We start from the raw sequence: 14,347 nt of genomic DNA on the forward strand, positions 1-14,347 counted from the left end.
TGGACCTTGCGATTGGCTAAGTCGTCAGCGTTTCGTATCGGAGGCGCAACTCTCTTTTCAAAATTTTGCCGCTAGGGTTTCTGGGAAGATTGTCAGCAATCACTACATATTTGGGTGCTTTGAAGGAGGAAAGACGATCTTTACAAAAAGCAAGCATCTCGTCAGCAGTCAGTAACTCACCTGCTTTTGGCACAACGACAGCCGTCACTGCTTCGATCCAGTACGGATGGGGAACTCCGATCACTGCAACCTCGGACACTTTCGGATGTTGATAAATAAGCTCCTCAACCTCTCTGCTTGCTACGTTCTCTCCCCCCGATTTAATCATATCCTTTTTCCGATCAACCACGGTGATATAGCCTTCGTCATCCATGATGCCCAAATCCCCGCTGTGAAACCACCCTCCCTGGAAGGCAGCCTGTGTCTTCTCCTCATCACGGAAATAACCCAGCATCGCATGGCTGGTCCTGTGAACTATTTCACCAACACTTCCACGAGGGACTTCATTTCCATCATCATCGACGATTTTCGTTTCCACATTTAACGCTGGCTTGCCTGCAGAGCCCGCTTTTCTCATCTGATCCTTCGGTTGTAAAACAGTTGCCAATGGCGCCACTTCCGTCTGTCCATAAAAATTGTAAAACTGTGCGTTCGGGAGGCGTTGACCGAGCTCTTTTAACACTTCTACGGGCATGATCGCTGCACCATAGTAACACTTTTGCAAAGAACTCAAATTACGAGCGGCAAAATCGGGAGAACGCAATAAAGCAATCCACACGGTAGGCGGGCAAAACAACTGGGTAGCCTTATACGCCTCTACCGTCTGCAGCAATAACGCAGGGGTTGCCTGTTCCAAAATAATTCCGCTCCCACCAAGGTACACGTACGGTCCAAAAAAGCAATGAAGCTGCGCACTATGGAACAAGGGAAGTGCGTGAACAGCCACATCATCCTGCGTCATCCCGCCTTCGATAATCGCGCTGACATATTCAGAGATGATGCTTTTATGAGTGAGCATAACGCCCTTTGGCTTTGATTCCGTTCCGCTGGTATACAAAATTTGCACAACATCATCGTCCGCTATGTCTACTTCAGGCTCTTGGTCGTCTGCCGCTTCAATCAGCGTGCGAAATGGCAACCATTCCCCTGCTTGTACTGCTGGTTTGGACATGAGGGAAAGCAGCTTGGGGGAAATTCCAGTTAATTGGAGTCCGTCTTGAGCGAGCTGCAGGAATTCGGGAGTAACGAAGCACGCACTCACTTCCGAATGCCCCAAAATATAGGCGACATCTTCTTTATTCAACATGAAGTTGATTGGCACCATGATGACTCCTGCTTTCGCTAGCCCAAAGTTCAGAATCGCAAAATCCATCGAGTTGCGTGACAGTACTGCCACCCGCTCCCCTTTTTGCAAGCCTTTTGAATGAAGCGTATGAGCCGTCTTATTTGCAAGCTGATCAAGCTGCGTGTAAGTCAATACTTCTTCCTCAAAGTACAGGGCAGGCTTACCAGGATTTCGCCCACGACTTCTTCGCAAAATATCGCCAAGTGCATTTCTACGAACCCTTTGCGCTTCGAGCATGCAAATTCCCCCATCACTTATAGTCTCATCTCCATTATATAATAGTTTTCTTTATTTTCTGATATTTTAACAAAAAAGAAACATCAACTTCTCTCAAAGCTCTCGACCATAAAAAAGACCCCAGCTACTTAACTGGAGTCGGTTCATTTGTATTTATGGCGGAGGGAGCAGGATTCGAACCCGCGTGAGCTTGCACTCTAACGGTTTTCAAGACCGCCCCGTTATGACCACTTCGGTATCCCTCCGTATTTCAACAATATATACTATATCACAGCTCTACTATTTTTTGCAAGAGCCCGTATTCGTTTCCTTTATCGCTTGATGGCAACGAATTTCAATTCCGTCATTTCTTCTATCGCGTATTTGACCCCTTCCCGACCAAGTCCGCTTTCCTTTACGCCACCGTAGGGCATATGGTCCACGCGAAAAGTCGGAATATCATTCACCATCACACCGCCCACGCGCAGCTCTTCTGCCGCTTCCAGAGCCAACGACAGATTGTTGGTATAGACACCAGCCTGTAATCCATAGCGCGAATCATTGACCAACGTAATGCCTTGCCGGACGGACTCCACTGGATTAATTAGAACGACAGGGCCGAATACTTCCTGACAAGATACTTTTGCATCTGCCGGGACACCGGTCAACACCGTAGGTTGGAGCATCCGATCCACGATCTGTCCCCCACACTCCAGACGTGCCCCCTGCTGGAGCGCCTCATGAATCCACTCCATCGCACGTTCTGTTTCGCACGGATTGATCATGGCGGAATAGTCCGCGTCCTCAGAGAGCGAATCACCACCGCGAAGTGCTCGTGTTTGTTCAACAAAACGTTGGACGAAATCTTGATAGATCTCTTTGACCACATAAATTCTTTGCACAGAGATACATACCTGTCCGGAGTAGGCGAAGGCGCCAAAAACGCATCGGGGTATCACTTCATTCAGTTGCACATCACGATCAACGATCACTGCCGAATTCGACCCCAGCTCGAGCGTGACTCTTTTCATACCCGCTCGATTGCGTATATCCAGCCCAACACTTGGGCTCCCTGTAAACGTCACCGCCCTGACTCTCGGGTCAGACACGATTTTATCGCCAACACTCGCTCCACTGCCTGTGATCACATTGAGGGCGCCAGCAGGCACACCAGCTTGCTCTGCGAGCTCTGCGAGAAACAATGCGCTAAGCGGTGTCTGCGATGCAGGCTTGAGAACAACGGTATTGCCAGCAGCGAGAGCAGGTCCGACCTTATGGGCGACGAGATTCATCGGAAAATTAAAGGGTGTAATGGCTCCGATGACTCCCAGTGGCTCACGCACGGTATAAGCCAAGCGTCCCTCTCCCCCGATAGCTGCATCGAGTGGTACGGTTTCTCCGTGGAGGCGTTTGGCTTCCTCTGCTGCAAACTTATACGTCTGAATGGTTCGAATCACTTCACCACGGGCTGTTTTGATTGGTTTCCCCGCTTCTATCGCGATGATGCGCGCCGCTTCCTCCAAACGTTCATTCATCAATATCGAGATTTTTTCAAGCAGGAAGGCGCGTTGATAGGCAGGAAGGCGCCGCATGACGGTTGTCGCTTCGTGGGCCGCAGCAATTGCTTTTTCAACCAATGATGAGTCTGCTTGTGAAATTTGTGCAATCTCTTGACCCGTACATGGAGAGAGTAGCGGTGCATGATCAGTGGCTGGCACCCACTCTCCCCCGATAAAGCACGTTTTTTTCATCGGCATATCCCCACTCTCATTGATTGGAGTTCACCTTCCAATCATTCTCCCTCATGCGCGCGCCTTCCTGTCGTGTTTTTGAAATATTTGGATATCTTTTTACTCTTTCACACTTTCAGCCACACCGCACCATTCGAGTAACGTAAGCGCAAAGATCTCAGCACAACGGAATACCTCATCCAAAACGATGTATTCATTCGGGTAGTGTGCAACCGGTGTGACTCCAGGTCCAACAACAATCGCTGGGGTATTGGCCAAAGCAGTCAACAACCCGCCATCTGTTCCCCAAGGCGATGCTTCCACAGTGGCACGATCTCCTGTCACAGCTTCAAACTGCGCATGCAGAATATCCATCAACGGATGATCTAGCTCCACTGCTCCCGGAACCCAGCGAGCTCCGAACCACTCCAGCTCAACCGGCTGTTCTGCAAACCACGGGTCGACCTCTGCCAGCTTTTTGAGTGCTGCTGCCATTTCTGCTTTGGCATTGTCCATCTGCTCTCCTGGGGCAACCCCCATCCTTCCTTCCAGCTTGACGAGGTCAGCTACAGACGAAGGCCACTTGCCACCCTCAATCACCCCCAGATTAATCGGGATCGGAATGGGCAGCTTGGCGTAAAGCGGATCGTCGAGTCGATCGTTACGCACTTTTTCCAATTGACCAATTGCTTGAACGACGAGCATGCTCTTTTCGATGGCGCTGACTCCCTCGTAGCGAGTCCCTCCGTGAGCAGAACGCCCTTTGACAGTCAATCTGAACCACATGGAGCCTTGCTGCTTCGGGAAAATTTTCATATTGGTCGGCTCTGGAATCAGGGCAGCATCCGCCTTGTAACCGCGAATGATCGTCGCTAATGTTCCTGCACCACCACTTTCTTCTTCTACGACGCTCTGAAAAATGACATCGCCTTTCAGTTGCACACCCAACTTCTGTAGAACCTGGATCGCCAACAGTGAAGATAAGTTTCCACCCTTCATGTCGGTTGCTCCGCGTCCGTAAAGCTTGCCGTCCTCAATCTTCCCGCTAAACGGATCATCGCTCCACTGTGCCAGATCACCTGCGGGAACTACATCCACGTGTCCGTTTAGAATGATGGAACGCCCATCTCCTTGCCCCTTCCACACACCGACGACATTCGGGCTACCTTCAAACGTCGTACGCGGGGAGACAAAATACGGATGTGACACCAGCTCTTCGCCTTCCATGACCCATAAGTCAACGTCCAGACCCATCTGCCTCAAAAGCTCAGCAATGCTTTGCTGGATGGATTGCTCTTCTCCTTGTACGCTCGGGCTTTTTACCCATTGCTGTAGCAATTGAACAGCGGCCTCGCGATCTTTTTCCAATTGCTCCCGAATAAGCACCTGCCAGTTTGCCATGTTTTTCCCCCGTTCCATGGTTTTTGTCTTTGCTTAGCGGAAAACGCCAACCTCTCCGTCCATCTTGAGCTCGGCTTCCGTTGCTCCAATCACATCAGCTACACTGTATGGATACATGACTTCTCGTAGATACAACCCATCTGACATGACCTCCATTACTGCCATGTCCGTGATGATCAAATCTGCAGCTTTTGTCGCGGTTAACGGCAGTGAGCATTCCCGAACGATTTTCGAACGTCCGTTTTTATCCAGATGTGTGGTCACAACCATGACCTTCTTGGCCTTTTGTGCCAGCTCCATTGCTCCTCCCATGCCTGGGACACGTTTCCCTGGAACGATCCAGTTAGCAATGTCACCATTTTGGCTTACTTCCAGGACCCCTAAAATCGTCATGTCCAATAGCCCACGGCGGATGATGGCAAAAGCAGTCGCACTGTCGAAAAAGGATGCCCCTGTGGCGAGCGTGACAGGAAAACCACCTGCATTGCAAAGCATGGCGTTCTCCTCCCCTTTCGCAGGGCTTGGTCCTGTACCGAGAATGCCGTTCTCCGCGTGAAACATGACCCGTTTGTCAGCTGGAATAAAATCCGCAACTAGCGTTGGAATACCGATTCCCAGATTAATAATCATGCCGTCTTCTATTTCCAATGCTGCGCGGCGGGCAATACGCTCACGATAGCTCTCTGTTTCTTTTACTTCTCCCATGCCCATTGCCAGTTCACCCCTTCACTTTGGACGATAAAGTTCACGAAAACGCCCGGGGTGACGATTTCTTCCGGGTCGATCATGCCTACCTCGACAATCTCATCCGCTTCCACGATAGTAATGTCGCCTGCCATCGCCACTAACGGATTGAAATTGCGTGCACTTGTATCAAACACCAAATTGCCAAAGCGATCCGCTTTTTTCGCATGTACGATAGCCACTTCGGCAGTGAGCGGTGTCTCCAATAGATATTCCTTTCCGTCCAGAACGACCTTCTGCTTCCCTTTTTCCGCGATCGTCCCGATGCCGACATCCGATAGAATGCCTCCCAGACCGACTCCACCTGCCCGTACACGCTCTGCAAGTATCCCCTGCGGGCAGAACTCTACTTCCAGCTCTCCAGCCGTCATTTGGGCCCCTGCGTTCGGATTTGAGCCAATATGAGAAGCTATCACTTTTTTGACGCGCTTTTCGGTCACCAGCTTGCCAATTCCGATATGCGGGAAAGCAGTATCGTTACTGATCAGCGTCAGATCGCGCACGCCCCTATCCAAAATCCCCTGAATCAAAGTAGGCGGGTTTCCTACCCCACCGAAGCCCCCTGCCAACAGCGTCATCCCATCGCGAAAATGGGTGAGCGCTTCGGACAGGGAGACGACCTTTTCAAATCGGTTTGTCATCCTCGTTCCTCCTTCTCTATCCGATCAGTGCCTTGTCTTGGAGCTCTTGCTGAACAGCTATCACTGCTTCTTTCAGCATAGATATCAGCTCATCGATTTGCTCCGTAGTAATGGTCAGTGGAGGTGAGATGATGACAGCGTCTCCTGCCACCCCTTCGATTCCGCCCATTGCAGGATAAATAAGCAAGCCTTTTTCAAATGCTTTTTCAATGACCTTCACGCCAACTCCTTGCGAAAGCGCAAACGGTTCTTTTGTCTGCTTGTTTTTCACAAATTCCAGCGCGCACAGCATGCCAAGACCACGTGCATCTCCGATCAACGGGAGCTCGTTAGCCAGTTCTTTTAGGCTTGCAAGCAAATAGGCTCCTTGTTCTGCTGCTTTGTCGACTAGCTGATGCTTCTCCACATAGTCGAGGACAGCCAGAGAAACAGCAGCAGATTGTGGATTGGCGCTATACGTATGTCCTGCCATAATCGAGCCGCTGCCTTTTGTAATGGTCTCAATGATTTTGTCAGAGACAATCGTAGCAGCCATAGGCGTGTAACCGGCACTCATGCCTTTTCCCAATGCCATCAGGTCAGGTACGACGCCCCAATGGTCGATCCCAAACGCTTTCCCCGTGCGACCTACCCCTGTCATCACTTCGTCTGCGATAAACAGAACCTCATACTTGTCGCAAATCTCGCGAATGCGTTGGAAGTAACCATCTGGTGGCACGACCGCTCCACCAGAAGCCCCGATGACCGGTTCTGCGATGAATGCGGCTACCTGCTCAGGTCCGACGCGCAAAATTGCGGTCTCCAGTTCGTTTGCACACGCAAGCGCATACGATTCGAGGGACATGTCTTCTGGTTTGCGATACGGATATGGTCCTGTGATTGCCGGATAGTCAGCCAATAATGAGGTGAACCGCTTTCTGCGCAAGACGTGTCCAGACATCGAAAGTGCACCCATTGTAATCCCGTGATAGCTCATCCAGCGGGAGATAATCCGGTTTTTCGTTGGTCTTCCTTTTTCCTGCCAATATTGAATCGCGATTTTTTGTGCAGTCTCTGTTGCTTCCGAACCGCTGCTGACAAAAAACGTCCAGTTCAGTGAGCCTGGTGCCCACTCAGCCAGCTTTGTAGCCAGCTTCTCCACAGCATCGCTGCTAAAATGCGAGCGGTATACGAAGGAAACCTCCTTGGCTTGTGCATACATCGCCTCAGCCACTTCTTCTACACCGTGACCAATGCTTGCCGTCACCGCTCCACTGGAACCGTCGATGTAACGATTCCCCTCTTTATCGTAAAGATAGATGCCTTTTCCGTGAGAAATAACTGGATACTCTTTGCCCAATTCAGGCTTGATTACATAGCTTTTTGTCATTTTCGTCGCCACCTCGCTTATTCTCTACCTCTATCCTAGCTGACCAGCACGCAAGAGCCATCCTACGTGCTGGCAAAAAAACATGGAAAAGAGACAAAATCTTTTGTACATTTTGTATAAGAGAACCTTTACCGAGGCTTTTGGAGGAGATACCTGATGACCATCACGATAAGAGAAGCGCTGCAACTGCCGGACATGGTTCACACCAGGCTGATCGCAGGAGCAGGCGGACTGGACAATCCGATTCGTTGGGTGACAATTGTCGAGGTGCTGGAGGATACGAGTCGCTTGCAGGAAGGCGAATTTTTGATTACAACCGGCTTTGGGCTGGCTGAACATACGGAAAAGCTCGCTTCTTTTATTCCTTCGTTGGCGAAGCAAAAGCTGAGTGGCGTTGCGATTCATACGGGCTTTTATTTACGGGAAATTCCCGAGACGTTTTTGACTTTGGCGGATCATTATCAACTTCCATTGATTGAAATTCCCACGGAGATAAACTTTTCAACCATAACCAAAGCCATCTTGCAGCCGATCATGAATCGGCAATTTGAAACGCTGGCCTATTCCTCGGCGATTCATAATCGAATGATTGAAGCTGCCCTGTCCAAAGGAGGCCTTCCCGCCATCGCAGGCGAGCTCGCTGCACTTACGGAAGGCGTCGTGTCGCTCGTCGATGCATTAGGCTTTGAAGTCACACAGCATGGCAGTTCGGAAGCACTGCCGCATGATCAGTCTCAGGAAATCGCGCATCGTGTACCGATTCGCGCCAATCGCGAGCATTTTGGCACGTTGACATTAGCCAAGCCCGAACACGCCTGGAAAGAACTCGATGACGTCGCTCTACAGCATGCTGCTACCTTATGTGCACTCGAATATGTGAAAGAAAGAGCCGTAGCCGCAACGGAATGGCGGTTAAAAGGGGATTTTGTGGAGGAACTGCTGAACGGACAACAGATGACCCATACGGAGCTGGAGAGCCGTTGTCGCATGCTGGGGTACCCGCTTGCTGGACATCATCTCTGTGTCGCTGTTCGCGTAGAGGTAACCGATCAGACGATGCTCGGAGACATGCATCAAAGTGTCATTACGTTGATGCGGAGGCTTAGCGATCGTCATCAGCGCTCTTATTTGCTGCGCGAGCGGCCACATTGCCTCTTGTTTATTTTGCCGGATGATCAGACGAGCCTTCGCTTGCTGGAACAGCTCACTTCCCGCTGGAGAGGGCTGCACCCTTCACTTGACCTACAGATCGCCTTGAGCAATCCCTGTGAGCAATTGCCAAACGTCGTCAGTGCCTCTGAAGAAGCGATGTTTGCTCTACAAGCGTACCCGCTGTTGGCCCAATCCCCGCAAATTTTGCGATACCGGGATATGCAGGGCTATCAGTTTTTATTTCCGTACCATCGTGAAAAAGAAAGCTTGCTCCGCCTGTGGAACCCATTGCTGGAACCATTAATTCGCTATGATACGAAATACAATCAACAGCTTCTCGAAACACTTGAAGTGTATTTGGCCCAGAATGGAAACGGTCTACAGACCTCGCAAGCCTTGTATATCCATCGACATACGCTCAAGTACCGGTTGACCCAAATTGAAGAAAAAACAGGCTACCGCCTGGAGGATGCTCATCAACGCTGGCAGCTTCAGTTGGCCCTGATGGCCCGTCGTCTGCAACAGCAGTTGTATCCTACAAACAGGTAGCCTGTTATTCCCTCGTGGGGCGAAGTGGCTTTACCCATATATTCATGTCTTCATAACCTGAAAAGATCGTACAATTGTTAATTAGCCGTCCGCGGTATGCATAGCCCATTTTGGCAGCCGTCACATTCATTCCTGCAGATTGTGCCCGGGTCAAGGTGTACAAAAAGTAAATCCCCGCCTCCTCCATCCTTTGTTCCAGCGCGATAAACAGCGGTTGGAGGAGACCTTTCCCCGCATGGTCTGGATGGGTCGCGCAATCCGTCATTTCCGCTGAACCAAATCGTTCGGATACTTCAGCTGACGCAGCACATGCAATCTTGCCTTCAAATTCAACGACATAGTAGATGGTGCCTTCTTGCATGGTTTTGCGAATGTAGGACGGATCGTTCATCGGTGTAGGATACGTCGCGAATACCAGTCCATACAAACACGCCAATTCCTTCGCGTCTGCCTCCGTTGCTTCACGCAGGTGGTATCCCTCGGGTAATGATTTCTCTATCGTACTCCCCGCTTTTGACAGGCTCAGCGTAAGAATTTCCTCGGCAAGTTTTGCTGCACCAGAGGTAGCCCGCTCTTTCGTCAGATAGCAGGTGAGCATCTGTGCGTTATCCCCTAGAAAAAAACCATCGATGGTTCCCTCCAGCTCGTAACCCAGGGATTGCCATTGCGGAATATCTTGTTTCTTCCCGTACACAATGACTTTTGTTGCCTCTGACTCTTCGGCCAGCTCCTTCATGACCCGATCCCACTGCTCGATTTGTGATGGTTCATATACGTGCAGCTTTACCCGGCGATTTTGCCGATCAATGATCAGGTCGCCAGCGTCCTGTGCGCCTACAACATTTATCACGTCTTCATCCTCCCCTACAGTACTCCTCCTCTCATTGTAGCAAAACAAGTAAGGCCGTCATCTGCCAATCTGTATAAAAAAGCGTTCCTCATGCACAAAAAAACACAAGGTGGGCATATTGTTGGGTCATATTTACTCGTTCTTCATACCATGATAGTAGATGCTTCATGTGCGAGAAGGAGGGTGTTTTTTGTGAGCTGCAATAACAATTTTGCCCTGATCCTTGTCCTCTTTGTCCTTTTGGTCATCGTACTCGTCATAATCGGATAGACTCCTGGAGATGCCTCTCATGTCAGGTCGTATCGAGGGGCCTTTTACATATCATGGTAGTAGGTGACACACGCTCGAGAAGGGAGGAAGCCCTCGTGCCCCCACTTATCTATGGCCATCGTGGCGCTTCCGGCCTGTATCCGGAAAATACGATGGAATCGTTTCAAGCAGCCGTCCGCAGAAGAGCCAATGGGATCGAATTGGACGTCCAGCTCAGCAGTGATAATAAGCTGGCTGTCATTCATGACCACAGCCTGGAGCGTACGACCAATGGTTCTGGATTGGTGCGAAATTACACATTGCGTGAACTGCGTCAGCTTCGTGCGGATAAAGACTCGTCTATGCGAGTACCAAAAGCCCACATTCCAACCCTGCAGGAGGTATTCCAGACGTTTGTCGACACACCACTGCGCTTCATCATCGAGATGAAAAATTTTTTCCTGGATCAACCCCACTTAGAGGAGCTCGTCATCGAACAAATCAGGCGATATCAGCTAACGGAGCGAACCATTATTTCAACATTTAACTTCGACAGCCTTTTACGAATCAAGCAATTGGATGCCACGCAAACGACGGGACTCTTATATGTTGGACCACTCGCCAAGCCTTGGGAAGTAGCCCGCAGCTATCGAGCTGATCAATTGCACGTCCCTTTTGATCAATTGACAGAAGACTTGGTCAAACAAGCAAAGGAGCATCATTTTGAAGTTTTGAGCTGGACGGTAAATACTGGTCGGCAAATCCAGCGAGCCATTGACTGTGGTGTAGATGGTCTGATCACCAATTACCCGAAGCGTGCGAGAAATCTAATTCGCAATCTATAAAAAAGAAGGGAGCCCTTAAAAAGGCTCCCTTTTTGTTGCTGCATCATTACGTACGTGGCACGAAAAACTTTCCTTGCCAACTATTCCGCGCTTTCAGTTCTGCATCAATGCCATTCAGAACTTCCCACTTTTTACGACTCCACATCGGTCCAATCAAGAGATCAGGTGGTCCGTCCCCTGTGATTCGATGAACAATCATCTCTGGAGGTAAAATTTCCAATGTATCCACAACGAGCTTCGTGTACTCTTCCTGTGACAGGAATTCCAGGAGTCCTGCTTCGTATTGCTTCACCATCGGCGTTTTGCGCAGAAGGTGCAACAGGTGTATCTTGATCCCCTGCACATCCAGATGTGCCACAGCATCTGCCGTCTGCATCATCTCTTCGTGGCTCTCTCCTGGCAATCCGTAGATGATATGAGAGCATACACGGATGTTGTGCTTGCGCAACCTCTCTACAGCATCCACGTAGCATTGATAATCGTGCGCTCGATTAATTAACTGGGCTGTGTGCTCATGGACTGTCTGTAGACCGAGCTCCACCCACAAATATGTGCGCTCATTCAATTCAGCCAAATACTCCACAACATCGTCTGGCAGGCAGTCAGGTCGTGTGGCAATGGAGAGTCCGACTACACCTTCTTGCTGGAGGATAACTTCGTACATCTCCCGCAGCTCCTCCACAGGTGCATACGTATTCGTGTACGCTTGGAAGAAGCCCAAATACTTGGCTTGCGGCCATTTCTCATGCATGCGGTTTTTCACATCATGAAACTGTCTTTCCAGATCCATTCTGCGATCACCAGCAAAATCTCCAGATCCTCTCGCGCTGCAGAACGTGCAGCCGCCTGTCGCTACTTTCCCATCCCGATTCGGACAACTAAAACCGCCATCCAATGGAACCTTGAAAATCTTTTCGTGAAAAGTCCCTCTTAAATGATAATTCCATGTATGGTATCGTTTATCGCCCCACAACAATGGGACGTCGTTGTTGTGAATATCTGTCGCGAGCTTCATTGCTGTTTTCCTCCTATGGGCACCGCTACGTCTGGCGCTGGTGCCTTAATCCCGTTGGCGAACGCTACTTGCTTGATCACGTCATTATACCAAATTCGGCAACGGTCTCGCTACTTTAAGATAATAGGAAAACCACAGGTGAAAATTCCCCCTGTGGTTTTGCTTGTTTACGTCACTATTGCTGGATCTCCTCGATGCGAATCGCGCGTGTGTGGGAGGTGTGACTCCACTCTTGGTTTTTCTTCGTAAAGAACGCGTAAAACATAATCGGAAGCCAGGTCAGGAAAAAGAATGGTAGTAAGAGGAGCCCGAAATACCCCTTCCACGGAACTTTATCCAAATAGAGGGCCAAGATCGGCAACAGGTAGAACACGGCAGTCGAACCGTATACCAGCCATGTAGGCAAGATCGTGGATACTGTTGTCAGCGTACCGATATCAAAAAATCTCGCCAAGAACAATACCGACATCATCGTCACCATCAGCACATACATCGGTTGGAAGAGGTAGAAGGCTGCGTCAAGCATTCCCAGCTTTCTTGACTTCAATCCATTAAACAAAACAGCTCGAATGTAGCGTCCTGCCACATCGTAATGCCCTTGCATCCAACGCAAACGCTGGCGCATTGACGATTTTAAATCAATCGGTTTTTCATCCCAGACCTTGGTGTCATGTGCCCAAGTCGGGTAAATACCGCGTTCAATACAACGTGTTGCAAATTCCAGGTCTTCCGTGAGACTGGTTGCTCCCCAGCCCATTTCTTTGAGCAGGTTGCTCTCAATGCACAAGCCAGTTCCGCCCAAAGTATTCGGCAGTCCCAAATTGTGACGAGCCAGCTGCCACATACGGTTTGTAAACCAGTAGGTAACTGCATAGGACAACGTAATCCAGGAATCAAACGGGTTCTTGGAGTCGAGGTAACCTTGAATCACACGCGCCCCTTTGCTGAGACGGTCATTCATTACTTTCAGGAAGTTTTTCTCAACCAAGTTGTCAGCATCAAACATGACGACAGCGTCATACTGCTTAGGTCTTGCCCAGAGGTTCTCCAGCATCCATTCGATGCCGTAGCCTTTCCCACGCTTGGATGTGTCAAAACGCTCACATGCAATTGCACCATGCGCCCGACTAATTTCTGCCGTGTTATCTGTACAGTTGTCGCAAATGACGAAGATGTCGTACATTTCACGTGGATAGTCGAGTTTCTTCAGGTTTTCAATAAGCGGAGCAATTACGGCGCTCTCATTGTGAGCTGCCACGAGCACAGCAAACGTCTTTTGCGGCTCAGTTGTTACTTGCTCTTTTTTGCGGAACAGGCCTGCACAAGAAACTAGTGTTTGGTATGTGCCGATTACACCCACCGCAGAAGTAAATCCGATGAATAATCCCTCAATGATCTCTCTAATTACACTCATGGGTTCTTCTCCTCGACCTAAACCAGATTGGGTCTGATCTGAATTTAGGTAGTGTTGTTTTTCCAACATTTCTCTATTGTTTTTCTCTCAATTGGCAGTTTACATCAAATGCGATTCATAAGCAATGACCCAAAAGTGGGAAAAAACAAGGCACTGCTATCACCTTTCCCACCTTTTTCTCTTTCTATTCGACAGTGCTTCGCAGTTGGCAGAAAAAAAAGCCCTTGTCGAAAAAGGCTCCGTTTATTTAGAAAAATACAAACACTCGTTTCCATTTCTTCCTGATTGTTTCCGGGATTGGTGCGGTCGGCGAGACTCGAACTCGCACGGGTCGCCCCGCCACCCCCTCAAGATGGTGTGTCTGCCAATTCCACCACGACCGCCTATAAACGCTGATTTCACTCGTGTTTTTCTGTTGACACGAAGTACGTTTTTGAGTATACACAATCAATTTTCGCAAGTCAATATCGTTTTCGACTGAATGGAGCCCATATTTTTCCTATCAAACTATCGTTTTTTTGTCCAGTCCTCTATTAGATACGTTTGTCGAAAAAGAAAGTTACATGTCGCAAAAATTTTGAAAGAATGCAAACGTCTCTCTACAAAAATATCATCGTTTCGTCACATTTTCCGAATAGAAAGGGAGCCATATTCTGTGATTTTTTTACATAATTTATGACAAATTAGACAAAATATTTCCAGTTGTGGACGAAAGTTTTTTTACTATTTTTTTGAAATGGGCCATATGACTTATCACTTGCTTCTGTTTGCATCCTGAAAAACGCGTTATCTTCTACGAAAAAAACCTCCTGCGGACGCCACAACGT

General features: G+C 49.2%; 11 protein-coding genes and 2 tRNA genes. 2 read left to right on the top strand and 11 right to left on the bottom strand.

From position 1 onward, the window contains the following. Positions 1 to 16 precede the first annotated feature (16 nt). The 7 genes from HP399_RS20300 to HP399_RS20330 form a co-directional block, all read right to left on the bottom strand. On the bottom strand, positions 17 to 1,582 hold the full coding sequence (locus HP399_RS20300; protein ID WP_173620894.1) for an acyl-CoA synthetase: 1,566 nt from the start codon (positions 1,580 to 1,582) through the stop codon (positions 17 to 19). A gap of 156 nt (positions 1,583 to 1,738) precedes the next feature. Then, positions 1,739 to 1,827, bottom strand: a tRNA-Ser gene (locus HP399_RS20305). A gap of 66 nt (positions 1,828 to 1,893) precedes the next feature. Continuing rightward, the gene (locus tag HP399_RS20310; RefSeq protein ID WP_173620895.1) at positions 1,894 to 3,312 is read right to left on the bottom strand and encodes an aldehyde dehydrogenase family protein; all 1,419 of its coding nucleotides are present in this window, start codon (positions 3,310 to 3,312) and stop codon (positions 1,894 to 1,896) included. Positions 3,313 to 3,411: 99 nt separating this feature from the next. Further along, entirely contained in the window at positions 3,412 to 4,692 is a 1,281-nt protein-coding gene (locus HP399_RS20315; protein ID WP_173620896.1) for a peptidase, read from the bottom strand. A gap of 33 nt (positions 4,693 to 4,725) precedes the next feature. Further along, the gene (locus HP399_RS20320; protein ID WP_173620897.1) at positions 4,726 to 5,403 is read right to left on the bottom strand and encodes a 3-oxoacid CoA-transferase subunit B; all 678 of its coding nucleotides are present in this window, start codon (positions 5,401 to 5,403) and stop codon (positions 4,726 to 4,728) included. Next, positions 5,385 to 6,077, bottom strand: coding sequence for a 3-oxoacid CoA-transferase subunit A (locus HP399_RS20325; protein WP_048032315.1), 693 nt, complete (start codon positions 6,075 to 6,077; stop codon positions 5,385 to 5,387). The genes HP399_RS20320 and HP399_RS20325 overlap by 19 nt, the downstream gene beginning before the upstream one ends. A gap of 16 nt (positions 6,078 to 6,093) precedes the next feature. Beyond that, the gene (locus HP399_RS20330; RefSeq protein WP_173620898.1) at positions 6,094 to 7,446 is read right to left on the bottom strand and encodes an aspartate aminotransferase family protein; all 1,353 of its coding nucleotides are present in this window, start codon (positions 7,444 to 7,446) and stop codon (positions 6,094 to 6,096) included. A 156-nt stretch (positions 7,447 to 7,602) separates the two neighbouring features. Here HP399_RS20330 and HP399_RS20335 point away from each other — a divergent pair, with 156 nt between their 5' ends. Continuing rightward, positions 7,603 to 9,147 carry a PucR family transcriptional regulator gene (locus HP399_RS20335; protein WP_173620899.1) on the top strand — a complete coding sequence of 515 codons (1,545 nt, stop codon included), beginning with the start codon at positions 7,603 to 7,605 and terminating at the stop codon, positions 9,145 to 9,147. Between the two features lie 4 nt (positions 9,148 to 9,151). On the opposite strand, the gene ablB is transcribed toward HP399_RS20335, so the two are convergent. Continuing rightward, complete coding sequence (gene ablB, locus HP399_RS20340; protein ID WP_173620900.1) at positions 9,152 to 9,997, bottom strand: putative beta-lysine N-acetyltransferase; 846 nt, start codon at positions 9,995 to 9,997, stop codon at positions 9,152 to 9,154. Between the two features lie 365 nt (positions 9,998 to 10,362). Between ablB and HP399_RS20345 the strand changes: the two genes are divergently transcribed. Next, positions 10,363 to 11,091: a glycerophosphodiester phosphodiesterase gene (locus HP399_RS20345; protein ID WP_173620901.1), complete on the top strand. Its 729-nt coding sequence runs from the start codon at positions 10,363 to 10,365 to the stop codon at positions 11,089 to 11,091. Positions 11,092 to 11,137: 46 nt separating this feature from the next. Here HP399_RS20345 and HP399_RS20350 read toward each other — a convergent pair whose 3' ends face one another. The 3 genes from HP399_RS20350 to HP399_RS20360 all read right to left on the bottom strand — a co-directional run bounded on the left by HP399_RS20350 (position 11,138) and on the right by HP399_RS20360 (position 13,903). Beyond that, a complete protein-coding gene (locus tag HP399_RS20350) occupies positions 11,138 to 12,106 on the bottom strand; it encodes a tRNA modification radical SAM protein MnmL/YtqA (RefSeq protein WP_173620902.1) in 969 nt (322 codons plus the stop codon). Between the two features lie 175 nt (positions 12,107 to 12,281). After that, positions 12,282 to 13,520, bottom strand: coding sequence for a glycosyltransferase family 2 protein (locus tag HP399_RS20355; protein ID WP_007724131.1), 1,239 nt, complete (start codon positions 13,518 to 13,520; stop codon positions 12,282 to 12,284). Between the two features lie 298 nt (positions 13,521 to 13,818). Then, positions 13,819 to 13,903 (bottom strand) — tRNA-Leu (locus HP399_RS20360). Positions 13,904 to 14,347: the final 444 nt, after the last annotated feature.

It is taken from the genome of Brevibacillus sp. DP1.3A (assembly GCF_013284245.2).
Classification (GTDB): domain Bacteria; phylum Bacillota; class Bacilli; order Brevibacillales; family Brevibacillaceae; genus Brevibacillus.